This window comes from Synechococcus sp. MIT S9508 (assembly GCF_047303045.1).
In the GTDB taxonomy this organism is placed as follows: domain Bacteria; phylum Cyanobacteriota; class Cyanobacteriia; order PCC-6307; family Cyanobiaceae; genus Synechococcus_C.
Genome location: NZ_CP138941.1, coordinates 982,381 through 1,003,222, shown reverse-complemented (window position 1 = coordinate 1,003,222; position 20,842 = coordinate 982,381). Strand labels below are relative to the sequence as shown.

Below are 20,842 nucleotides of genomic sequence, written 5' to 3'. Positions count from 1 at the left end.
CTCCGGTTGAGACGGTCGCTATCGGTAGCGATGCGACGGGTGACCGGGGGATCCTCTTTGATCAGCGCCTAGGGCACACATTCGATTAAGGGCCGCAATGGCACCACCTTCGAGCTGGAAGAGAACTGGGATCAGCTCACACTGCCCCGAACAGTCAGCGGCAAGACGCTCGGGGCCTTCCTCAGGCGTCTGCCCTACTGGCAGCAGTTAGTGGCCGAATACGAGGCCAGAGGTGAATGGCTGCGGCCCTATTCATTCCGGGACACATTCAGCGTCCGGGCTCACGGGATCGTGAAAGACGACACCCTGATCGCCGCGGCCATGGGACACACAGTTGAGGTGCATCACCGCAGCTACCGAACGTCAGGATGGAGGAGTGTTCGGAAAGCCTTTGCGGAGGCCAGCTAATGAAACGACTCCTCCTAGCTCTGCCGCTGCTGCTCACCGCTTCTTGTGCTGGTGCCGCAGACATAACGACAGAAGAGCCTTTTCAGATCACCTGCACTTGGACAAAGGACGGTGAATCTGGGGACGATACTTTTTTTATTGACCCGAAATTAGACATAGCCACGATGGAATATGTAGATAGCGAGGACGGGAAGACTTATGAGTTTGAGTACATCGTCACCAAGGTGACTCCAACCAAAATTGTGATTAGCACTGAGTGGAATTCACCGGATGAACATACAGAGAACCACTGGCGAGACGAGAACGTCATTGATCGCAGTTCAGGAGAACTAACACCCTTTAGTTACGAGTTGGGCAGAGAACTGCTATCTCAGGGCTGGGAAGGAAAGTCGGTTGATCTTGATTACGAGTACGACTGCCAAAAGCCAACTAGGGATTGAGCCCCTTAGCCTCAACCTGAGCCCTCAGTTCATCCAGCGACTGACTGACGAAATCACCCGTTTAGGGGATGCGCCTTCACCATCCTTTCAGCGACGTTGTCTTGCTATTAACTAATAATTACTGCGCTCAATCGTGCCAGGTATTGAAGGCTGATTGTTGGTCTTTTTGGAGTGATTGAAGCAATAAAACTATCGTCGTACATCTATCTTCAAAGCTAGAATTCTAAGAGAGCACCACCCCAGTAAATTCGCCACCACCAGCCACCCCTTCCAATTCCTCTTCAGAAAGCTCTCTTGATGGAGCGTATCGTCTCAGAATCGATGGAGCGTTCTTCAAGTCATCAGCAGAGATGCTAAACCCAGCGTCTTTCGCAATCGCAGCAACAGCATCATTGTCAGCAGCTGCTTTGAGCTTTTCCTGAAGAATGGTGTCTGCTTTGACTTTTTCGAGGAATGCCTTGAGTTGCTCTTCTGACATGAGTAGCAGGTCTGTTCACCATTCATAGCAACGGTCTGAATCACCACCTAGGCGGGCAACGCTTCCACAGCGGTGACGCTGCGTTGAATCGAGTCACCAACATTACTCAGCACTCGTCGTTATTTCTCATGGCATAAGAGGTCATTTCATAAGAGTGAGTATCTATCCGAGAAACGCCTGTCTGAGAGTTCCAGCATCCACTAATCGTAAAATCTTCAAGCGATGAATTAGTAGAAGTTCTTGCCCAAAATTGAGTCAATGAACCGTAACCACCACGATGCTGCATACGGCAATGCCCATTTGGAGAAGTCCAGTGAGCATTGAAGTTGCTTTGATTGTCAGAAAGCGCGCTTGAAGCCTAGACAGGTGGATTTTTTCGACAATATTCAGGGTTAGGCTTCTTGCATGCTGGGACGTAAATCTCCTTTTCGATTAGCGCAATCCGATCTGCATGTTCTCCATTGTTCAAATGATATGTTTGTGCGGCTCTGTGCAGCCTGGTTTTCCTCTTCGCTGTGAAACCTGGAACCAGTAGTGATCGCAGCAGCAAATTGATCCGCCACTACCCATATACCTAGATGATGATCAGTAATCCTCTGGTTTAAGCAAACCTTGGCTTAGGTCGTTGATGCGGCGGGCCTGGCTGTACGGTATATCCAGAACGGGTGCTGTTTGAAGCGTTGTTCCAGGTCATACATCTGTTGCCTTTGCAGCAGCGTTATGTGGTGGAGTCGATGCATGGCATTGTTGTAATTCTTGCTTGCGTTGCTGTTGAGGTTATTGAGGATCGAGCCAATGGATTCTGCGGCTTTGCTTGCGCTCCATATTCCATTTGTGCTGCCGAATGAGGACAATGGATCAAGCGTTGCGGCTGCATCTCCGACACTGAACCAGAAGGGGGAAGCCGCATCAAATCCACCCCCAGAAAATTGTTCTCTGCACTGGCAGTGAAGACGAAAGATCCTTGGTCTTTGAAAATGGCGCCACTGTGATTCTTGGATCCAGCTTTTCAGGTGAATCGTGTTGTTCAGTCGGTTTCGCAGATATTCGGCTTGCCCATGGTCAGCTGTGATGGTGGTCGGGTGCTGAAACGAGGTAATTGAGATTTTGTTAAGGCCCATTGTGGCTGCATACCACCATCCCTCGGGACAAGCTTCAACGAGAGATCCTGTATTGCTGTGTTCTGCTTCCGTGTTGTTCTTTGACAGGATCCAATGATGGCATTGAAGGATATCAGTGGTTGTTACTTTCACTGGAATAGAAAAACGGCTTGATGGACCATTGCCATGGGCCAAAATAAGGACATCTACGGATCTCACAGCTTGGTGATTGATGTGCAATTGCCAGATATTTTTTTGGCGTTCAATCCGTTCAACACGCCCTCGAATCAGTTCGCATGATGTGCTTTCAGCTTTTCTGGACAGAATCTCAATCAAGGCTGCTTTGTTGACAAGCTGCGTGTCATTCGACTGTCGGCTCATACGCTGCTTGGAACGGCTCAAGAGTTGATTTGAGCCCCAGCATGAACTTTGTACATGTTCTGGAAAGCCATGGTCATTGATAAAAGTTTCCAGATCGATGAATTCCGCCAGTCGTTCAAGCCCTTGCCAGCTGATTGATTCAGGCCACTCCAGTCGATTGCTTAAACGGACGGTTGGTTTAATCCATACTGTTTCAATACCTTGTTGATGCAGGCATAGGACTGCCACACAGCCGGAAATGCCACCTCCGATGACAGCAACACTCATGGTCGATTTTTGTCGCTTGGAGACGGTAAATCAACCAGCCCCCGCCCGGTTTCGACGAAAAAGTCTCCAGAGATATCCGCCAGTTGCTGTGTATCGAGAAGCGTTGGGGATCTTCGTACGATAAATCCCATCCTCTGCCATAGAGAAATCATGTTTTCGATTCCATCCCAGTACCCCTGATTGGCGTGATAGCCCACACCCGCAACGCGTCTCGACCATCGTTTTCGCTGTGAAGCAAAAAGCATGCGCTCGCTTCGGCTCAGATTTGGATCGTTTGCACGTTCAAAGAGGTGTTCTGGAAGCACATCAATCGGTACATTCGCTGGCCACCAGGTTGCCGTTGGAAAGTCACTTTCCGTATCAACGTTCTGACAACTAAATGCATCACATTGCCACGGAATTCCCATCCACCGTGTGAGGTCTCCGGGCATCTGCTGAGCTATCGGTGATGGCTCGTCATTGAACCCTTGATGCAGGATTGTGCTTGTTAATTCTGGACCGAGGTCTTGGCTTAGGGATCTACGATTCCCGAGAGCAATGCGGAAGGGTTCGCTCTGTTTGTTGTAGTAACGTTGATACATGGTGGGATGACGCAGGTTGTAGGTCAGCTCAACACCAGGATGGAAGGCACCACCGGAACAGGCTTCCAGTGCGGCCTGATTTAAAGCCTGTGGCTGTTGTGCGACAGGAATGTCATCGAAGGTTTTGATGGTTTCCTGTTGGATTGTTTGATAGTCATTGACGAACTCTCCCTCCGCCCAGAGCTTCAAGTTCAAATATTGCTCTTCCGTGACGCTGAACATATCCATGGGTCCATCTGGATAGTCGACTCCATCACCTTTCATCCATGGAAGGACGCCTTCGTTGGTTGCATGGCTGCTTTTGCGTAGATGGGCTGGGGTTCTGATATTGGTGAAAATTCTGTTGCGCGCGCTTTGGCTTGTTCTGCTGTTGTCCGCCAGTGTTTGCAGAGCTTCCTCGCTGTTGATCGATCCGATATCGACCCAGCCCTGACGCAACAGAGCGGCTTCAGATACCCATCGCATCATGTCAAGTCGCCGCAGGATCGGGTAGATGTCGCGGCGGAAAGAGACATGGTTAGAGCTTTCGCTCCAACCTTGCCTGATATTTAAGCCTTGAATCAGATCATGCAGCGTGACGATCGGGGTGATTTCCGGCGCAAAGTTTGGCCCAGCACATGCCACCCATGCATGCTCGGCCTGAATGGTCTTTCCATTTGATTTTATACGCACCCTGGCAAAGATCGGACCATCACACCAATCATCAATCCACTCATCATTGTCGGCAAAGCTTGTAATTTTTTGGCCTGTTGGGCTGATCGATATTCCGTCACCAGGAAAAACAAGCAGCCTTCCATTGCGATCTGTCTGCAGATGTCCAAGCTTAACTTGTTGTGATTGCATGAACTCATCCACGCATTGATATTTTCTTTCTTTCCCGCCTGTATTGGTATTGGTGCCAGAGATTTCAACCAGTCCGGGATTGACAACCAGTTCTCCTTCGCGTTGTTGGCTTGATTTGACCTGTCTGTTCCTTTTTTTTCCCGGAATGGGTGGTGCAAGCTTGCCATTATCGAGTGGATTATAGAACTCGTACCAAGCTGCCTTTGTATTTGCAAGGTGTGTGCCCCAGGTGATATCTGCCTCATTAGATGTGATTTCGCCAATGACGTTATTGTTCTTATCGAATGCATAGATTCTGAACCTTTGAACCTGCTTCTTCACCAGGGATGTGCCATCTTTGTAATGATCCCTGTCTTCCGGAGGGAGTCCGGGAATTTCGGGTGCGTAAAACCATTGGCGACTTCCACCGACTCTGCAGATTCCAATGGCTGGAAAAATACGGAGAGAGCTTATGTCTGTTGATTGAGATGATGGCTGCTCTGTCTTGGAGATCGATGGTCTCGGGATGAGGGTTGATGCGGCAACCGCGCTGGCGGATAATGATAAGAACTCGCGTCTTTTGATCATTTATTAACAAAGAGCAATTCTCATTATGATCGTTCTATCTATTTTGTCAGTATCTGTTATCTTTTATCCCGCTGTTTCGTCTCAACTGCACTTACGGAAAGTCACTAACTGAGCGGGCAACGCTTCCAACTGCCTGTCTTCTGCATCGTTTCGCAGGCTTCGATGGCGTTGTGGCGCAACATTCGCCTGATGACTGGTTGACCGCCACCCCGTAACGGCCTGGTCTCGCAACAACCCAGTGGGCAATACCGTTGGATTGGAGTTGGTGCAGCTTGTTGATGCTTATGTTGCAAACCGCTGACTTAAGCATTTTTGCTACCTGGCCAGGCGCCGCGGGTTGTTTATGTTTCGCAAGTTCTCAGATCTCAAGGCCCCCTTTCGACGGCATTAAGCCCTGCGCTTGAAGCAGTCGGGAACGCCAATCAATGACTGACCTGACACTCAGCATTTCCGCTGCATTGCGCGATGCGCAGCTGCAGCGTCTGGAAGCGGCTCTAGCTTCAAAAGCTTCGGCCAAGAACAACATCGTCAAAGACAAGGGGAAGCCTGCACGCGACTGATCGTTAACTGTCGCTCTAAACCCCTGATCGGAAGGCATATTGAGTTCATCCAGCGCTTGCTGGTGACCTCAATCGTTTTGCTGTGGAGACACTGCTCTCAATCCTGCTTGGCGTGGCACTTGCCTGGGTTCTGGTCAGGATCATCGTCTTAATAAGTGACCGAAGCAGGTGTTCTTGGCGGTCGCATGAAGACTGACTTGTTCCTGTCTTGATGCGAGGGAGCGCTACCAGCCTGCTTTTCAGCCCTCAGCAGGGCGATTCATTTTGTAGATACTTAGGACCAGGCAGGCGCAAGAAAAGCTGACGAATAGAACAAGAAGGTTCTCGCTTGTCATGAAGGAGAAGTAAGTACAAATACTCTCCCGGAAAAATAATTCGGCCGCAAGGTGGTGCATCATCCACAACCTGGGATTGCATCTCTTTCACTCATCTGACCTCAGCATGGTTTCCCATACCCCAATCGCGTTGTGGAGAAACATGCATCTGCGGCACCAAGGACTGGTGGATGGGTCAGGTCATCCACTGCGGGGGAGCTGCTCAGGATCCGAAGATCCACAACCTGTCCCAGATCGCTGATGTGGATTCAGGTGTGATCCGCTGGGTCAATGCCGACCTGGTCACCCATGTGACTCCGGACTGCTGAGACTGCCAGCTATGTTGACTTGCTATTAACTAATAATTACTGCGCTCAATCGTGCCAGGTATCAAAGGCTGATTGATGGTGGGTATGGGGTGATTGAAGAAATAAAAAGCCCCTGCAGTTGCAGAGGCTTTGATGAGTAGGCTCTTGAGTATTAACCAGTAGGCCTCACACACTAGTAGGTAGGCCGTAACCGTTTACAGTAAGTGCCAGTCACACGGCCCAGTAGAGCAGCTATAATGCCCACAGCTAGCGCCTCCACCAGCCACGCTTTCCAGTTCCTCTTTCGAAAGCTCTTGAGCCTTCTTCAAAATTTCAGCAGAGATACTAAATCCAGCCTCTTTCGCGATAGAAACCACAGCATCGGCATTAGCAGCTGCTTTGAGCTTCTCCTGCAGGCTGGTGTCTACTTTGATTTTTTCTAAGAAGGCTTTGAGTTGCTCTTCTGACATAGGTAGCAGGTCTGTTCAACGATCATAGCAACGGTCTGAATCACCACCTAGGCGAACATCGCTTCCACCCGAATGATTTCCGTAACTGGAGTTACGTCAAAAGCTTCTGAATAAGAAATTTCAAACCTATTTATAGTTGGTCTCTAAATCAAAAGATGTATCATCAGTTAGACCACACGGTCCGTTAAGTCGAACATCAGTAGCAGGAATAATTCCTCCGTTTCGTACAAAATCTAAAGTTACATTAAAAGCATTTTTGCAGGACTCACGTCCAAAAGCAAACGCAGCGGCGCCTAGTGTTCCGTCTTCTTTCTTGTAGTACAAGCCCATAACTTCAGAGCGTTTTCTTTTAAGACCGGTAGCAGCCTCTCGGAAACGATCACCCGTGAGACCGCTGTGATTTGTTCCAACGAATACCTTTCGAATCGAATTAAGCGGAATAAAATTATCATCTACATAGAGTCTGCTTGGGGTTATAGCAACTGCGCATTTGCTAGTACTTTTTGATCTATAACCACAATATGCCTCAAAAACAATAAAGTTCTGGTGGTAATAGCTAAGATCACTTTTGGTAAGTTCCGCATTGCCCAAGCCAGCTCTTACGGAAGGCGCGAACAAAATTGCAACCAAAAAGAAGAACTTCATCGGTCGTAATCAGTATTACGGAAAATTAGCGCCGCCAGCCATAGCGACCACGGTTGCTGCTGTTAACGCCGAGCCCCAGCAGCGAATCCAACTCTCTACAAGCGCCGACAGTGACGGATGGCTGCTTGTGTTTGACGCCTTCACCGGCAGCAGACATCAGCTGGTGAATGATCCAGCAGAGCATTTCCTGGCGTTCAAGCCCAGTGGCATTCACGTCTTCGCGGACTTCAGTCCATGCTGTTTTCAGCAAGCGGTACGACTGACGACGGCTTAACCCCCATTCCAGTGCCGCATGTTCGACGCAGGTGCTGTTGGAGCTGCCGCTGAGGATCAAAGCCTTCAGGGCAGCAACCCGAGATTTCATCGTGGCGTTGGTTGCCTTGCCAATGGCCAATCAGCCTCCGTGTCCAACAGGTGGGCGAGCAGTTGTCGCTGAGTGGTCGCAATGATCCCGGCAAACATCGGCACCAACTCCGGCAGAGCGTCCGGGTAGTCCTTGTGAGTTTCCGCAAGACAGATTGCGACCTTGCGGAGATCGGAGGAGATCATTCATCAAGTAACTGGAGGATTAGGCACGCCATCATCCAAACAATGAAGAACCCTCTGAGACTCATCCCGAAGCTGCCTAATCACCAAATCGCCAAACAACAAAAAGTAAAATCTGCGACTCATTTAGCCACATAGATGATCTTTCTCATTCTATCCGTAGAGCCAGAATGAGCAAGACAGAAAAACCTCTCTGGGGTTTAATAGCCTGGCAGAGAGCGCTGCCTCCATCCCCTCTTCTTTACGCTAAAATATCAGTGCGGGGGTGCCCTGCGATCTCAATAAAAAGAGGGGGGTAGATGACAAACTACTCCCCCTTTTTTGATGCCAGATTTCTACAACTCTTCAAGCAACTTATCACATAATCCATCGCTATAAAATGATAGGTATCACGATCCAGGCAGACTCTTTTGATTGTCAGGGTTGGTATTCTCAGCAACCCTCTGCAAAGCGATAACAGCTTCGATAAATACCCTTGACAACAACAAGAGGAAAGCACAGAGAATTACAAACCAAAATCTCGTGGAAGCATCAAAATAACGAATGAAACAAGAAGCAATTAAAACGGACCAGAAAATCCAGTGGCAGAACCAAAACACAATGGCTCCAATGTCGATAGTCGTAAATTTGTAAAACTCGAAGTCGCGCAGCATTATCTTCAAGATTCTTCGAATCTTACCAACCAATCCACTACCCCAAGAAAGAGCAATGGTTATCACCAAGCCTCCAATAATGGAGACATTTTGAACTCGCTCAAAGTCTGACGAAATCCAATCGTAGGCAGAAACAATAACTGCACAAGCCACAATCAGCGTGATGGCTACTGCGGCAACTAACTTAAAAATCGCATTATTCCTGTCAGTAGGGTCGCTACTGGCGAGGTCTTCTCGAAGTTTTTCGATGTAGTTCATAATGAATAAAAACTTTCGGCAAAATTAGTGCCAGCCTTGAGGATTAGCAATTAACTCAACATTTTTAGACAAAATATTGATTCATAGATACTAGAAGTAGGCAGCCATCTATCCCAGCCGCAACGAACTGCTGTCGCCCGGATTAGCCGCGACATAACCGCCGGTGGTGGATGCAGAGCTGTGGCCGAGGGTGGCCTGAAGCGTGAAGACATCAACTCCTCGCCGGATGCTGTGAGTGGCGTGGGTGTGCCGGCAACGATGGGGATAAAGGTGCACATCGGCAGCCCTGCCCCACTTGGCCATCCGAGCAGCAATGCCCTGCCGAGTCATCGGCCCCTCACGCCTGTTGCTGGGGAACAACCAGTCATCAGGTTCGCCGCGGCCCAAGCCCTCAAACAAGAGGAGCGTCTCTGCGCTGACGCGGACCGTTCGGGCCTTGCTCCCCTTGCCCAGGAGGTCGATCTGACCGCCACCCTCAACAGGCTCAATATCCCTCCATCGCAGGCGGCACAGTTCAGAAACCCGGCAGCCGAGTAGGTAGCTGCCCTTCACCATCACGAAGTCCCGGCGAGCTGTGGCACTGCTGTTGGCAGCGTTAGCGATGGTGGCCAGCACCATGCCGAGATCGTCTTCTGACATCGGCTTGGCCAGCTTCGGCACTACATAGGTGGAGCGCCTGGGCAGGGGATTGCGAGGGATGCCAGTTACCGCTGATCGCGTGGGTTCTGAGGCCCAGCGGTAAAGGCTGGAGACAGCACTGATCCGGCGGTTAAAGCTGCGGGGCTTCAGCTCTTCGGCAGCGACCTGTTCCCGCAGTTGGGACACCCAGTCATCAACCAGCGCAGGATCCAGCTCCCGCAGATGCAGATGCGGGTGGTTCTGATCCCGCCAGCGGGTGAAATGCCGCAACTCCCGCCTGTAGCCCTCCTGGGTCTCCGCGGAACCAGTTCGGCTGCATTGTGTGAGGAAACGCTTGAGGAGGAGACGGTCTCCCCAGATGACAGCCCCGGCCTGAGTGGCATCAAACAGACGGCTGACATAAGCCAACGCCTCGGCCTTATCCATACCTGCCAAGACAGGCGGAATGCTGGCATCACTTTTGGCATCACCGCTATTTTTCGGGAGTGGCGTAATCCCGACTTCGCTTGCGGTGGAATGGTGGTGAGGGCCTTCCAGCCCTCGTGAGTCAATTGGGTGATACAACTGTCCGCCGCCTAGTCGCAAACTGCGGTCTCAGATTTAACCCAGTCATAGCAATGGAATCCGAGGGAATCCCACGGAAGGCGGGTTGAAGCTAAGGCCATCCTGGGTCACAATCAGGGTCACAAAACGGGTCATTTGGCTGATTTCGGTCCTGGTTTCCAGAGTGCGGTGAAGTCGGCTTACCCCGGCTGGAGCGTTGTGCGGCACACCGCCACCAGCAAAATCCGACTGCGTGTCCGATCAGGCGATCGATGTGTTGGGGAGCAAGCAGTTCTGCCCCTCACCTGGGAGGCCCGCAACGTGGCGGAGGCGATGCAATGGATCGGTCGGATCTACAAGGCGGTTCACACCGAAGATCACAGCCTGAAGACCGCACGCGATGCGGTGCTGGGCAAGACCACCACCCATGCCGAGAAAAAGGATTGGACCTGGATTCAGGTCTGCGAGAAATATCGGAACCACCTCCAGACTCGGAAAAACAGGATCAAGGACAGCACCTTCGAGGCGTCCTATGGCCGCTACTGGGAGGTGATGCTGAAGCTGCTTCGCAGCAACACACCCCCGCGCACCGGCGCTCAACTGTTGGATGCAGTGTTGTCTGCTCCCAGGGTCAACAAGAAGCCCGGGAAGATGTTCGGCACTCCGCTGAAGACCTGGGGCGAGCAAGACGCAAGCCGGTTGGAGTGCTGCCTGGCGATCAAGAACCTGCTGACCTACGCGGTCTCGATGGACTACCGCCCAGGGATGTGGCTGATCCCAGAGGCCCTGTACGAGGACCTGCGGGGCTCAGACAGCGCCGCCGCTGCTGTGAAGGGGAAGAGCGACCTCACTGACATTGAGATCCTGGAACTAATCCAGGCCATCGAACAGCGAAGCCCAGGGTGGGCATCAGTGCTGCGCCTTTGCGCCACGTTCGGATTGAGGCCCTGCGAGGCAGACAGGAGCCGCCACTTGGAGCTGAGAACCAACAGCCGCGGCCAGGAGCAGCTCCACTGCAGCTATCAGAAGAAGGCTGGCAAACGCCTCACACCGCAGCGTTGGCTGGTTCCCCTGCCATTCATTGATCACGGTGGCGAGAAGGTCTGGTGGGACGGCTGGCGGGGCCTGAACGATCTGCCATGGCCCCCGGTCGAGAGAGTCGATGGAGCAGCCCTCGGCAAGTTCCTGCGCCGACAACCGGAATGGAAATCACTGGTCGCCGAGAAGGCGAAACAAGGGCTCCAGCTCAAGCCTTACGCCTTCCGTGATTCATTCACCCACCGGTGCGCACGCTTCGGAATCGCTGATGCAGACGCGGCTTTGGCCAGCGGGCACTCGGTCAAAGTTCACCGCGAGAGTTACATCAACACCAGCACCGAAACGATGTTGGACGCGTTCGAAAAAGCCGCGGGACGGAATTGAAGGGAAATTAGGGGTAGACGGGAAGAAAACGTCCTGCTAGATATGAAACATCACTCGAAAGTTGCCCCGCCGATCGTATATCCGGTGGGTTCCCTTTCTGAGAACCTGACTATCGATTATTCGGTGGGACGAGGGGAGTTGATCTAGTCCAAGCCTCATAGATCACCCCCGTTTCGCCCATGGCTAAGCACGACAAATACGCACAACTCAGGTCAAAGAAAATCAACGGCCGGACTCTCAAGTTCCCCGCTGGCACTTCCAAGATCAATCGAGATTGCGTGGAGTTTGTTGCTGCAATCATCGCCAGGGCTCATGCCCAAAATCCAGATGAGAACTGGCTTTATAGGTGTGAGCCTTGGGTTAGAGAAGCCATAGCGATGCGCGGATAACCCCCACCTACACAGTGAACAATTGGGTTGACACCGCGAGGATGAAACAGATCCTCGGCATCAGCGACAAAACACTTCTAGCCCTCAAGAACAAAACCACAATGTTCCGCGAGGGGCAGGACTGGCGACGCAAAGGCGCATCAGCCCGCAGCCCTCTTCAGTGGAATAGTGAGGCCGTAGAGCGGGCTTTCACCAACTGGAAGCGCCCTGCGCCCAGCACCGTGGAAACCTTCGAAGCAGCGGAGGCAAAGTGATCAATAAGACAATCAATCTCTGGGCCTGATCCATGAAAAAACCCGCCGTTCTAGCGGCGGGCCTGGATCTGAATAGCTACGAATCAAATCTAGGCCCGACCGCCGGGGAGCAAGTGTCTTCCCAGTCTTTGTCTGTCTTGGACAGGGACTCATGTCCAATTCTCAATAGCAAGCCAGTCCACAACGGGACTGATCCGCGACAGTCTCAGAAAACCCGGCGACAACGCAGTCGCCACGGTCGGACGAGACGCCAATTTGGCCGCGTATCTGCAATACAGGCAGAGCAGCGGCATGGCCGCATAACGCAATCATCCAGTCGTCGCACCCCTTGCCCGGTTTGCGGCAGGTGCCGGAACAGTCATTGCCGTTGGGGTGATGGCGTCTGGCATTGCTTTATCGGTGACACCAACCACCCACCCAGCAACATCCGCATCGGCGATGTCATCGACATCAATGGTGAGCAGGCCGCACTGGTTACCACCGATGGCGGGCACTCTGGCAACAGCTATGTCTTCCGCGCTCACACTGCGCTCGGCAAGACACGGATCCGGCAGGTCGCCAAGCAGGCCCCGAAGGACTCCAGCTACATGGCCTGGATAGAGGTCGTCATCGCCGACGCCGATCTTGCACTCGCCATCACCGACTTCCAACTGCACACCACTCCCTGGCCAGAGCTGCAGCATTTGCTGGCACTGATCACCAGCAGCGCCGAAGCCGTATCCGACTGCTTGGTGAAGACCAAAGCCAAGCAGGGCTGGGAGCAACAGACCGCAGTCTTGGAGCGGGCCTCCAGGGCACTGATCAAACAGAAGGCCATGGCCGACCACTTCCGGTGGCACTACCTCGGGGAGGTGGAGTGATGGGATACGTCGAACACCCCAACCTCAGCGCAGAGCTGAAGAACAGCACCGGTCCTACCGCCGTTGGCTTCGGCCCTGCTGCCGACATCAAGACGATCAAGGCTGATGCCCTGCGGATTGTTCAGGACGACTCGATCGAATCAAAGGATCGAATGGTTCACCTGAAGGATGCCACCCGCGATGTTGAAACTGAGTTCAGCAACCAGGAGCTGAAGCAGTACATCTGGGATGCCCGCCGAGAGCTGGCCGGTGCGGCCAAGCCGGTGCCCCGCGGCGGGAAGCTCAAGCTCTCCAAGGCCCGATGGTTGTGGACAGGTGTGGTGATGGCAGCGACCACCACACTCGTGATCGCGTTGCCGAAGGTCGGCAAGTCGCGGCTAATGACGATGGTGCTCGGCCGGATCCGGCGCGGGGACCATTCATTCCTGGGGCAGGCGCTACCGGGAGCGGAGCCGTTGATCCTGATTGTGGGTCCGGATCAAACCGAAAACGACTGGCAGGAGTGTCTGCTTCGCGCAGGGCTTAGCGATGCAGAGGGCAACGTCGACGACGCCATCGTTGGCGTGTTTCACAAGGGCTGTCCCTTGCACTTGGACGAGAGCGGCATCGATCAGATCGTGGAGTTCTGCAGGGCCTTCCCCGACCTGATCATCCTTTTGGATTCCTACGCCGCGGCCACCGCTGCGCTGGGCCTGGAGGAGAAGAGCGCCAGCTATGCCGACCCGCTGTTGGATTTGCAGGAGGCGATCGCGCCGTACAACGCCAGCCTGATCGTCATTCACCACAGCAACCGCCACTCGGCGAAGGGCCGAGCATCAAGCGCCTCCCGGGGCACCACTGCTCTCCCTGCGGCAGTGAGTCAGACCGTGAGCCTGGCGTGGGTCTCTGATCCTGAGGACAACCCGCTGGCCCCAGCGGACTATCGGGTCAAGGTCACCACAGAAGGTAGAGCTGGCAGGCCGTTGGACTTGCTGATCGAGCAAGTCGATGACGGCTCCAACTGGATCAGCCATGGCTCCGCTGCGGAGGTTGCCCGGCAGCAAGCAATGGAGGAAATCCTCGACAAACTCCCCGAGCGGCAAAGCGGTGCCCTCAGAGACATGACCCATCACTGGGTCACCACCAAGCTGGGCATGGATCGGCCGCACCTGGGCGCTGCGCTTGGCCTCGATCGAAAGCGGTCCAAGGAAGTTATGGATGCGCTTCTACAAAAGAAGTTGATCCAGTTCGACCGGGAACGTTCGGCACGAGGTGATGGCAGGGGTCAGCCGACCAGGTTGTTCAGACCAGTCGATGCAGTGCTGCCCTTCTTCCCCGCTACGGACCTATCGGACATATCGGACCCTGTTTCGCCACCGGCCTCAGAGCCCCTGTCCGAAAGGTCCGAAAAGTCCGATGCTCCACAAGAACGGGCATGTTTGGAGTGCGGCAAGACCTTCACGGCCAACACTCGAGGGCGGCCGGGTAAGTACTGCAGCACCAAGTGCAAGGACAGGGCGGCCAGTCGCGCTCGGCGTAACCGTCTTAAAGACAGTGACGCAGGACAGTTCGGCTGATCTGGTGAGACTCGGGCCCTGCGGGGCCTGGGCTCTCAGCAGATGAGATGAGATTTGAGCCCAGTGAGATCTGTTTTTTCGTGTCCAACCCTGGTCCAATAATTTCCCGTCTCAGCCTGCGAATGAGATCGAGATAGGACTGGCACAGCTGCAGAATGGGTGAGAGGTGACCAACACGGCATGAAACCCTTTTTCACTTTGCTGACTGCTTCAGCCCTTGGCATCGGCTTCAGCTGCCCATCTGCAATTCAAGCCTCACCCCTCATTGATGAAGTTCTGCTCGCCCAAATGGCTTGGGATGACGAAGTAGAAGAAATAGATGCCGAACCTGTTGACCGCTCTCAAATCAAAGATGGATCAGGAAAAAATACCTGGATACCTACAGGCTTCAACGAGAATAAGGTTGCGGTGATGTGGATCAGGGTTTCCACTTATAAACCATTGAATGAAAACTCTTTTAGATTTCGATCCAAATTTACAACTGAAAAAGGGCAAGTTGAAGGAAAACTAGATATTAATTGTAAAAATAAAGACTTTTACTTTCGACCGACAGGTGTTTCAATACGGAATGCTCCTTGGGCCGTTATCCCCAAAGGATCAGGCATTGAATCCGTAGCACTGCTTTACTGCAAGCGAACAGCAGCAAAGGAAGATTGGGGTTTCACGCCTGAAACAGCCTTCCTGTGGGACGCCCCCATACCCACTACTCCTCCTGACATGGCTAGTGGTGAATGGATAAACCACTACGACAAACCAGACGGAGAATCTTATTACAATGACGGGGTGAAAAAGGATGGAAATGTAATTCAATTTGCGATGTATTATAGGACGACAAAAGGAGATATGTCAGTAAAAAACAGAGACGAAGCAAAATATGAATGGATAAGAACTAGTTGCGAAAGAAATATTGGGTCAACCTATGCACAATTAGATCAATCAGTCCCAGGAGTATGGATGCCTCCAACTCCAGGTGCTCCCGGTGGAGCAATCATGCTTGTCAGAAAAAAATTCTGTAAGTGATCAACGCTGGTAGTACTGGTTCGGCGACCGTTGGTTGTGCTTCCCGATCCCGAGCATCGCGCTCAACTCACGCGCAGCAGCAACAGCAGCACCGATGTTGTTTGATTCCATCCCGCGAGCCATGCATTCCTGCAGGTTGTGGATCAAAACCGTGGCCATTTGAGGGTTCGTAGCGTCCACCGCCTCGAGGTCCTTGTAGACCAGATCCATTGCCTTCGCTGCGATCCGCCGGGCCGTACGCCTGCTGACCCCCTCGGATTCGGCCATCCTGGCCACAACGTGGCTGATGGAGTGACCCTGCAGGATCCATCCTGCTGCCTTACGGACGCGGAGCTTATTTTCGGTCTGGGTGGTCATGGCTAGTTACCGGATAGTTACTCCGTGCTGATGAAGACCATTCGGCGTCTTGCTGCTGCCACAGCGTCGGGCGCATTGCTGACGATGGGCGCATTTATTGGAATCGAAGTGCTCAATCCGGCTAATAGCTCTGCTGGAGAAACTTGGATAGTTGTATGGCGCGAATACAGTCCTCCAAAGCCAGGCACTATGGGTGAAGAAATGGGTTGGTATGGAACTATCGCTTGGGTAGATGCCAAGTCGATTTTGCGTAGAGGAGACATGGTTTATTACAACATCGCCTTCGACTTTCTCAAAGCAGGAGGAGTTACCGAATCGGGTCCTGTTAATGGATCTGGACGGGAAACAAATTGTCGAAAAAAACTGAGTAATGGGCCAAGAGGATGGGAACCATTTGGTGATGGTTGGAATGCGGCGGCTGCCAGATTTGCCTGCAATTTCTGAACGCATCACAGCAACCCCGCACCGATAAAAGCTTCTTCGACCTCACTGATGGCAGCGGGGTCCAGATCCATTTCATCGATTGTGGTTTGCACAAGACGACGTGTGATCTCAAACCACTGCTTGCGTGTTGCTGACTTAGGCCAATGGTCAACGCCATCAAGCAATGGAGTGCGGGGGATGTGATCAAGAAGGTTGGTCATGACGCCAACTCCCATCTGCAGAATCCCCCAATCAGGGGATGCGCCCATCCATGGCTGCGGTGGATGGTTGGGATAGCTGCAAAGGACTTATGGGCATGCTTGCCCCAGGACATTTTTCGATCAACCCTGACGACCATGAAGGTCGAGAGATGGTCACGAAAATAAGGGCTGATTCCGCTGGTCAAGAACTCAACGTTGAGTTCAAAGCAACGATCAACATGGAGATGTCTGCTTTTGAACAGCTCGCGAAAAAGAAGTTCAAAGGTGTCTACTGGTTGAGCGAAGAGCCAATCGAACAAAAAGACTGATCGCATCACGGCAACTCCCGAGCATCAAGCTGGCGCTGCAAGCGTTCGCGTAGATCAGCGGCAGCATCACGGTTATCCAGCACCCCACCAGCAAGCTGTTCAAGCTCACGGTTCAGGGTGCTGAGCTTCCCGTCGAGATAGGCGATGTGTTGCCTGACCTGCTCCTCATATCGATGAAGGTTGCTGGGAAGCCAACCAAGCCAAGTCCAATCAATAAATGCCTGAGGCATTCCAGTGAAGTTGCGATCCTGAGCCAGTTCAAGATCGCGATAGTGCAGCAGGCGATCCATGACCCGCCGGGTGTCAGCAGGGCTGATGTAGAGCCAGCCAAGACAAGGGTGAGGACGACTCAGCATCAGACGCTCCGGTAACCGCGTTGCCAGCTAGCCAGTGACTGGCGGGCTTCACGGTCTTGGCGTGCCTGCCGGTTTCGTGCTGCCAGCTGCTCGGTCTGCATCCGAAGCGCCTCTGCCCGCATGTTCTGAACTTCCCGCTGCTCATCGATGCGGTGCTTCACCGAGGCATCCAGCCCGCAGTAGTGAGCCAGCGCAGCATCAGAACGAGAAATCAAAGTAGCCAAAGTGAGATTTTCTTGGATCGCTTTGAAGTTCACCGGCGTTCCATATTTCCTGCCAGGGAGAAACCCTTTCGCACCTGGGATCTGTTCAATCCTGGCCTCTAGTCGCCGGGCAACAGTCTCCACCTCAGACGCTTGCTGGTAGGACTGATCAATAGCCTGATCTACATCAATCATTCGCTGACCTCAATTGCAACACGACGGCTTTGGGGATTGGACATTGGGCAGCCCTGCGGGACCGAGGGGCAGTCATCATCAATTGATTGCTTTTGAAATGCAGCCTCTTGCTGCAACTCAGATAGCACCAATTCAGCAAAGATGGGAAGACTCCGTTTAGGCATCGTTGAACTAAACTAAGGACACAGATGTTTCATCTGTCGGCGTAGGTGATCCTCACGGGGCGGCTTGATGAACCGCCCCTATTTTATTGCATTGCAATAACAAATGAAAGGTATCTAGACCAGTGCTCACCTGACTTCTGCCAACTTCCCTAGAACTCCCTGCTTCTCACCAGCAGTCGCTTGTGACCCCAGGCGGGTCACTTAGGCCGGAAACGACCAACTTCGGGTCACATTCTGGGTCACACAGCCAAAGCCTCGGGAAGATCGCATCCAAGACTCCAGTGATTGCAATAGTTGAGGGGGCCTTCCAGCCCCCGCGAGTCAATTGGGTGATAAGGCTGACTTCACCCCATCTCCCTTAAGGGTCAGGCAGCAACAGGGGCTGCTTGACGGGAGAAACGAACGATGTTGTTCGCAGTTACGGGTTTGCTCTTACCGAGCAGGCTTCAGTCACCCTCCTTATGCCCCGTCGAAACCATTGCAGCCCCGAGAAGGGGGAATGGAGCTGAGCGGAATCGAACCGCTGTCCGGAACACTGGTGTGGATCACCTAGTCCGGTCGAGACCGGACGTTGTCATTCTGACAGCAGTGGTGAAGCGGAGCAGGAAGTCTTGGGGAGTGGGTACCGACATGCGCCGCAGTTGATTCATGGCGTCGCCGTATTACCCCAAGGTCTCGAGGAGATCGGCAGCCAGGAATTGCAGACACTCGGTGCCAAAGAGGTCACACCATTCCGTCGTGCCGCAGCATTTCAAGCCGACATGGCCTGTTTCTACAGGCTTCACCTGCAATGCCGGCTGCCCTTCAGGTTGTTGCGGGAGATGGCACGCTTCCGCTGCGACGGTCGCGATTCGCTTTACGACGGAGTTCAGCAGGCCCTCGACTGGGAACGCTGGCTGCATCCGTCGATGAGCTTTCGGGTGGATGTGACCGGAACTGCTCCCGGGCTGAACCACAGCCACTTCACGGCGCTCCAAGTGAAAAATGCCTTGATTGATCGCCAGCGTGATCTGTGGGGGGAGCGGTCGTCGATCGATCTGGACGAACCCGATCTCTGCCTGCATGTTCACCTGCATCGTGGTGATGCGAGCCTGAGCCTGGACGGCAGCGGCGGCAGCCTGCACCGCAGGGGCTACAGAGCCGCCGTGGGGGTGGCTCCACTGAAAGAGAACCTTGCCGCAGGGCTGATCAGACTGACTGGCTGGGACGGAAGCACCCCACTCACCGATCCCTGCTGCGGTTCAGGAACGCTGCTGATTGAAGCTGCCGCGATGGCACTGCAGCGATTCCCTGCTCTGCATCGCAACTTCCTCCTGGAGTCATGGGCGGATTTCGATCCAGATCAGTGGCAGGCAGAACAACGCAGAGCCCAGAAACGGCAGCAGCCCATCAACAATCCACCACGAATCATGGGCTATGAGCAGGACTCAAAGATTGCCCAACAGGCACGCGACAACATCAGCGCAGCGGGTCTGGAGGACGTGATCGAAATCGTTGAAGCAGATTTCAGGGATGCACCGGCTCCAGAGGCAGACCACGGCGTGGTGGTCTGCAATCCGCCCTATGGGGTGCGACTGGGCCACACCACTGAGCTCCAAGAGCTCTACAGAGAGCTCGGAGCAGTGTTGAAAAAAAATTACGGCGGCTGGGATCTGTGGCTGCTCAGCGGCAATCGAGAATTAACCGGAGCTCTGCGCCTCAAAGCAAAGCGCAGAATCCCCGTGAACAACGGTGGATTGGATTGCCGCTGGCTGCACTACGAGCTGAACAAGCGCTCATCGGATCCAGTCCTTCAGGAGAACTGAACACAGACGATTCATTTACCGAGAACAGCCCTCGTGGTTCGCATCAGACCTTCCAGTGTCTGAGGCAGATAAGGCCCTTTGGCGAGCTGACCGCCAACCCGCAGGCTGAATCCAGCTACCACCACATTGAGGATCGCCATCGCCAGCAGCGCTTGGATCAACGACCAACCCCAGGATTCCAGCATCCACACCAGTAGGGCTGCTTCAACAGCCACAAGGGCGAGCAGCATCAGCGTGCCCCCCATGGCAAGAAACACACCGCCACTGATCAGGCGCCGTTTCTCGCGATCCACCTCCTGCAAAGCAATACGGACATGCAGATCCATCACTGAGCCTGCGAGTGCTGTAACCCGGGCGGCAGCGCCAAGTCCTCTGGAGCGCGATTGCTCGGAACGGGGCAGTTCACTCATGAGGATCTCCGTCCACCGGTCAGTAGGGCACCCACCAGAATCCCTACACCAGCAGCAACCGCCAGTGACATCAGGGGGCTGTCGCGCACCGGTTTCTCAAGCTTCGGCCTGAGAGTGCGGTTTAGCTCATCGAGCAGATGCTCAAGCTGCTCCTCCAGCGGATCAAGGTTGTCAGCGAGGTTGCGGGTGCGATCTCCGGCCTGATGGAGCAACTCCTCAAGCTGAACAGTGACAAGGCTCGCAGCCCGGTCGCTCTGGGCAGAAATCAGATGAACTACCTCATCGAAACTGCCGCGGGTGGCTTCAAGTGCTTGATGGGTGACTTCAGGCCAGCGCTTTTGGATCTCTGGCAAGAGACTCTCAAAGCGATCCCGAAAGCGGTAGGCCAGATCCTGGGTGTCCGCAGGCGCATCGGCTGATGAGGGTGCTGAATCCATGGCGATCCTGACGGCCTACCGCAGGGTAGGGGTGGTAACTCTGAGATGACACCCATTGGCATTGGTGGGCCATCAGTTGCGCTACGCCCTGTTGGAGCATTTAGGGGCCCCGGATGACCCGGGCGGCTGCCACCTCGATCTGTTGCTCGAGGACGGAGACAACTGCCGCAGCTGGCGCTTGGAGGCAATTCCGCAATTGGACGGTCCTGCGGTGCAAGCCACACCGTTGCCACCGCACAGACTGGTATGGCTCGATCGGGAGGCAGCTTCCGTATCCGGCAACAGGGGTTGGGCACGTCGCGTCGTGGCAGGCCCAATGCGAAGCGCCTTGCCCGCTGATCCCAATCAACCCATCCAGGTGGAGCTGGAAGGAATGGCTGTGATTGGCCTGAGCGAACCCGTTGTTCTGGAAATCACAGCAGAGCGGTGCCGCATGCGCACGCCATAGGACAGCTGCACTG

General features: G+C 53.6%; 28 protein-coding genes. 13 read left to right on the top strand and 15 right to left on the bottom strand.

The genetic code is table 11. The annotated features are described in order from the left end of the window. The first annotated feature begins 210 nt into the window (after positions 1-210). Positions 211-408 (top strand): hypothetical protein, encoded by a 198-nt coding sequence (locus tag SIB42_RS05095; protein WP_067096487.1) that lies wholly within the window; start codon positions 211-213, stop codon positions 406-408. Beyond that, positions 408-848, top strand: a complete 441-nt coding sequence (locus SIB42_RS05090) for a hypothetical protein (RefSeq protein WP_067096489.1) — start codon at positions 408-410, stop codon at positions 846-848. Before SIB42_RS05095 ends, SIB42_RS05090 begins: the two co-directional genes overlap by 1 nt. Before the next feature lie 223 nt (positions 849-1,071). On the opposite strand, the gene SIB42_RS05085 is transcribed toward SIB42_RS05090, so the two are convergent. From SIB42_RS05085 to goxA, 3 genes are all read right to left on the bottom strand, one after another. Beyond that, entirely contained in the window at positions 1,072-1,326 is a 255-nt protein-coding gene (locus SIB42_RS05085; RefSeq protein ID WP_067096493.1) for a Nif11-like leader peptide family RiPP precursor, read from the bottom strand. Between the two features lie 617 nt (positions 1,327-1,943). After that, positions 1,944-3,074, bottom strand: a complete 1,131-nt coding sequence (locus SIB42_RS05080; protein WP_067096495.1) for an NAD(P)/FAD-dependent oxidoreductase — start codon at positions 3,072-3,074, stop codon at positions 1,944-1,946. Then, on the bottom strand, positions 3,071-5,065 hold the full coding sequence (goxA, locus tag SIB42_RS05075) for a CTQ-dependent glycine oxidase GoxA (RefSeq protein ID WP_082825067.1): 1,995 nt from the start codon (positions 5,063-5,065) through the stop codon (positions 3,071-3,073). The genes SIB42_RS05080 and goxA overlap by 4 nt, the downstream gene beginning before the upstream one ends. Positions 5,066-5,490: 425 nt before the next feature. Here goxA and SIB42_RS05070 point away from each other — a divergent pair, with 425 nt between their 5' ends. Together SIB42_RS05070 and SIB42_RS05065 are read left to right on the top strand one after the other, a co-directional pair. Further along, positions 5,491-5,625 (top strand): hypothetical protein, encoded by a 135-nt coding sequence (locus tag SIB42_RS05070; RefSeq protein WP_255359910.1) that lies wholly within the window; start codon positions 5,491-5,493, stop codon positions 5,623-5,625. Between the two features lie 370 nt (positions 5,626-5,995). Further along, positions 5,996-6,268, top strand: a complete 273-nt coding sequence (locus SIB42_RS05065) for a DUF3104 domain-containing protein (protein ID WP_074160762.1) — start codon at positions 5,996-5,998, stop codon at positions 6,266-6,268. Between the two features lie 194 nt (positions 6,269-6,462). Here the strand turns inward: SIB42_RS05065 and SIB42_RS05060 are convergent, their stop codons facing one another. The 6 genes from SIB42_RS05060 to SIB42_RS05035 form a co-directional block, all read right to left on the bottom strand. After that, on the bottom strand, positions 6,463-6,717 hold the full coding sequence (locus tag SIB42_RS05060) for a Nif11-like leader peptide family natural product precursor (protein WP_067096498.1): 255 nt from the start codon (positions 6,715-6,717) through the stop codon (positions 6,463-6,465). A 126-nt stretch (positions 6,718-6,843) separates the two neighbouring features. After that, a complete protein-coding gene (locus SIB42_RS05055) occupies positions 6,844-7,362 on the bottom strand; it encodes a hypothetical protein (protein ID WP_156485222.1) in 519 nt (172 codons plus the stop codon). A 25-nt stretch (positions 7,363-7,387) separates the two neighbouring features. Continuing rightward, a complete protein-coding gene (locus SIB42_RS05050; protein ID WP_067096502.1) occupies positions 7,388-7,726 on the bottom strand; it encodes a hypothetical protein in 339 nt (112 codons plus the stop codon). Further along, positions 7,723-7,911, bottom strand: coding sequence for a hypothetical protein (locus tag SIB42_RS05045; RefSeq protein WP_067096505.1), 189 nt, complete (start codon positions 7,909-7,911; stop codon positions 7,723-7,725). Before SIB42_RS05045 ends, SIB42_RS05050 begins: the two co-directional genes overlap by 4 nt. A 386-nt stretch (positions 7,912-8,297) precedes the next feature. Then, complete coding sequence (locus tag SIB42_RS05040) at positions 8,298-8,819, bottom strand: hypothetical protein (protein WP_067096508.1); 522 nt, start codon at positions 8,817-8,819, stop codon at positions 8,298-8,300. Positions 8,820-8,927: 108 nt separating this feature from the next. Continuing rightward, the gene (locus SIB42_RS05035; protein WP_413328495.1) at positions 8,928-10,043 is read right to left on the bottom strand and encodes a tyrosine-type recombinase/integrase; all 1,116 of its coding nucleotides are present in this window, start codon (positions 10,041-10,043) and stop codon (positions 8,928-8,930) included. Between the two features lie 114 nt (positions 10,044-10,157). Between SIB42_RS05035 and SIB42_RS05030 the strand changes: the two genes are divergently transcribed. From SIB42_RS05030 to SIB42_RS05010, 5 genes are all read left to right on the top strand, one after another. Beyond that, positions 10,158-11,423, top strand: coding sequence for a hypothetical protein (locus SIB42_RS05030; protein ID WP_067096514.1), 1,266 nt, complete (start codon positions 10,158-10,160; stop codon positions 11,421-11,423). Between the two features lie 430 nt (positions 11,424-11,853). Beyond that, complete coding sequence (locus SIB42_RS05025) at positions 11,854-12,066, top strand: hypothetical protein (RefSeq protein ID WP_067096519.1); 213 nt, start codon at positions 11,854-11,856, stop codon at positions 12,064-12,066. Positions 12,067-12,098: 32 nt separating this feature from the next. After that, positions 12,099-12,926: a hypothetical protein gene (locus tag SIB42_RS05020; RefSeq protein WP_156485223.1), complete on the top strand. Its 828-nt coding sequence runs from the start codon at positions 12,099-12,101 to the stop codon at positions 12,924-12,926. After that, entirely contained in the window at positions 12,899-14,482 is a 1,584-nt protein-coding gene (locus tag SIB42_RS05015) for an AAA family ATPase (protein WP_156485224.1), read from the top strand. Before SIB42_RS05020 ends, SIB42_RS05015 begins: the two co-directional genes overlap by 28 nt. A 180-nt stretch (positions 14,483-14,662) precedes the next feature. Further along, complete coding sequence (locus tag SIB42_RS05010) at positions 14,663-15,502, top strand: hypothetical protein (protein ID WP_067096527.1); 840 nt, start codon at positions 14,663-14,665, stop codon at positions 15,500-15,502. On the opposite strand, the gene SIB42_RS05005 is transcribed toward SIB42_RS05010, so the two are convergent. Further along, complete coding sequence (locus SIB42_RS05005) at positions 15,503-15,859, bottom strand: hypothetical protein (protein ID WP_067096530.1); 357 nt, start codon at positions 15,857-15,859, stop codon at positions 15,503-15,505. 24 nt (positions 15,860-15,883) lie between these two features. Here SIB42_RS05005 and SIB42_RS05000 point away from each other — a divergent pair, with 24 nt between their 5' ends. After that, on the top strand, positions 15,884-16,303 hold the full coding sequence (locus tag SIB42_RS05000) for a hypothetical protein (RefSeq protein WP_156485225.1): 420 nt from the start codon (positions 15,884-15,886) through the stop codon (positions 16,301-16,303). A gap of 5 nt (positions 16,304-16,308) precedes the next feature. Here SIB42_RS05000 and SIB42_RS04995 read toward each other — a convergent pair whose 3' ends face one another. Further along, positions 16,309-16,551, bottom strand: coding sequence for a hypothetical protein (locus SIB42_RS04995; protein WP_231856447.1), 243 nt, complete (start codon positions 16,549-16,551; stop codon positions 16,309-16,311). Between the two features lie 2 nt (positions 16,552-16,553). Here SIB42_RS04995 and SIB42_RS04990 point away from each other — a divergent pair, with 2 nt between their 5' ends. Beyond that, entirely contained in the window at positions 16,554-16,811 is a 258-nt protein-coding gene (locus SIB42_RS04990; RefSeq protein ID WP_067096533.1) for a hypothetical protein, read from the top strand. 5 nt (positions 16,812-16,816) lie between these two features. On the opposite strand, the gene SIB42_RS04985 is transcribed toward SIB42_RS04990, so the two are convergent. Beyond that, positions 16,817-17,167: a hypothetical protein gene (locus SIB42_RS04985; protein WP_067096536.1), complete on the bottom strand. Its 351-nt coding sequence runs from the start codon at positions 17,165-17,167 to the stop codon at positions 16,817-16,819. After that, positions 17,167-17,514: a hypothetical protein gene (locus SIB42_RS04980; protein WP_413328490.1), complete on the bottom strand. Its 348-nt coding sequence runs from the start codon at positions 17,512-17,514 to the stop codon at positions 17,167-17,169. Before SIB42_RS04980 ends, SIB42_RS04985 begins: the two co-directional genes overlap by 1 nt. 826 nt (positions 17,515-18,340) lie before the next feature. On the opposite strand from SIB42_RS04980, the gene SIB42_RS04975 reads away from it, so the two are divergent. Next, entirely contained in the window at positions 18,341-19,534 is a 1,194-nt protein-coding gene (locus SIB42_RS04975; protein WP_067096544.1) for a THUMP domain-containing class I SAM-dependent RNA methyltransferase, read from the top strand. A gap of 11 nt (positions 19,535-19,545) precedes the next feature. Here SIB42_RS04975 and SIB42_RS04970 read toward each other — a convergent pair whose 3' ends face one another. Together SIB42_RS04970 and SIB42_RS04965 are read right to left on the bottom strand one after the other, a co-directional pair. Beyond that, positions 19,546-19,944 carry a phage holin family protein gene (locus SIB42_RS04970; protein ID WP_067096547.1) on the bottom strand — a complete coding sequence of 133 codons (399 nt, stop codon included), beginning with the start codon at positions 19,942-19,944 and terminating at the stop codon, positions 19,546-19,548. Beyond that, the gene (locus SIB42_RS04965; protein WP_067096550.1) at positions 19,941-20,381 is read right to left on the bottom strand and encodes a glycine zipper domain-containing protein; all 441 of its coding nucleotides are present in this window, start codon (positions 20,379-20,381) and stop codon (positions 19,941-19,943) included. The genes SIB42_RS04970 and SIB42_RS04965 overlap by 4 nt, the downstream gene beginning before the upstream one ends. A 61-nt stretch (positions 20,382-20,442) precedes the next feature. Here SIB42_RS04965 and SIB42_RS04960 point away from each other — a divergent pair, with 61 nt between their 5' ends. Then, positions 20,443-20,829 carry a hypothetical protein gene (locus SIB42_RS04960; RefSeq protein ID WP_197459907.1) on the top strand — a complete coding sequence of 129 codons (387 nt, stop codon included), beginning with the start codon at positions 20,443-20,445 and terminating at the stop codon, positions 20,827-20,829. Positions 20,830-20,842 lie beyond the last annotated feature (13 nt).

Coding starts and splice junctions, on each gene's coding strand:
- SIB42_RS05040 (WP_067096508.1), bottom strand. CDS start 8,819: ATGAACTACATCGAAAAACTTCGAGAAGACCTCGCCAGTAGCGACCCT.
- SIB42_RS05090 (WP_067096489.1), top strand. CDS start 408: ATGAAACGACTCCTCCTAGCTCTGCCGCTGCTGCTCACCGCTTCTTGT.
- SIB42_RS04995 (WP_231856447.1), bottom strand. CDS start 16,551: ATGGGCGCATCCCCTGATTGGGGGATTCTGCAGATGGGAGTTGGCGTC.
- SIB42_RS04965 (WP_067096550.1), bottom strand. CDS start 20,381: ATGGATTCAGCACCCTCATCAGCCGATGCGCCTGCGGACACCCAGGAT.
- SIB42_RS05085 (WP_067096493.1), bottom strand. CDS start 1,326: ATGTCAGAAGAGCAACTCAAGGCATTCCTCGAAAAAGTCAAAGCAGAC.
- SIB42_RS05005 (WP_067096530.1), bottom strand. CDS start 15,859: ATGACCACCCAGACCGAAAATAAGCTCCGCGTCCGTAAGGCAGCAGGA.
- SIB42_RS05060 (WP_067096498.1), bottom strand. CDS start 6,717: ATGTCAGAAGAGCAACTCAAAGCCTTCTTAGAAAAAATCAAAGTAGAC.
- SIB42_RS04985 (WP_067096536.1), bottom strand. CDS start 17,167: ATGCTGAGTCGTCCTCACCCTTGTCTTGGCTGGCTCTACATCAGCCCT.
- SIB42_RS05050 (WP_067096502.1), bottom strand. CDS start 7,726: ATGAAATCTCGGGTTGCTGCCCTGAAGGCTTTGATCCTCAGCGGCAGC.
- SIB42_RS05020 (WP_156485223.1), top strand. CDS start 12,099: ATGAAAAAACCCGCCGTTCTAGCGGCGGGCCTGGATCTGAATAGCTAC.
- goxA (WP_082825067.1), bottom strand. CDS start 5,065: ATGATCAAAAGACGCGAGTTCTTATCATTATCCGCCAGCGCGGTTGCC.
- SIB42_RS05010 (WP_067096527.1), top strand. CDS start 14,663: ATGAAACCCTTTTTCACTTTGCTGACTGCTTCAGCCCTTGGCATCGGC.
- SIB42_RS05055 (WP_156485222.1), bottom strand. CDS start 7,362: ATGAAGTTCTTCTTTTTGGTTGCAATTTTGTTCGCGCCTTCCGTAAGA.
- SIB42_RS04990 (WP_067096533.1), top strand. CDS start 16,554: ATGGCTGCGGTGGATGGTTGGGATAGCTGCAAAGGACTTATGGGCATG.
- SIB42_RS05080 (WP_067096495.1), bottom strand. CDS start 3,074: ATGAGTGTTGCTGTCATCGGAGGTGGCATTTCCGGCTGTGTGGCAGTC.
- SIB42_RS05070 (WP_255359910.1), top strand. CDS start 5,491: ATGACTGACCTGACACTCAGCATTTCCGCTGCATTGCGCGATGCGCAG.
- SIB42_RS05025 (WP_067096519.1), top strand. CDS start 11,854: ATGAAACAGATCCTCGGCATCAGCGACAAAACACTTCTAGCCCTCAAG.
- SIB42_RS05045 (WP_067096505.1), bottom strand. CDS start 7,911: ATGATCTCCTCCGATCTCCGCAAGGTCGCAATCTGTCTTGCGGAAACT.
- SIB42_RS04970 (WP_067096547.1), bottom strand. CDS start 19,944: ATGAGTGAACTGCCCCGTTCCGAGCAATCGCGCTCCAGAGGACTTGGC.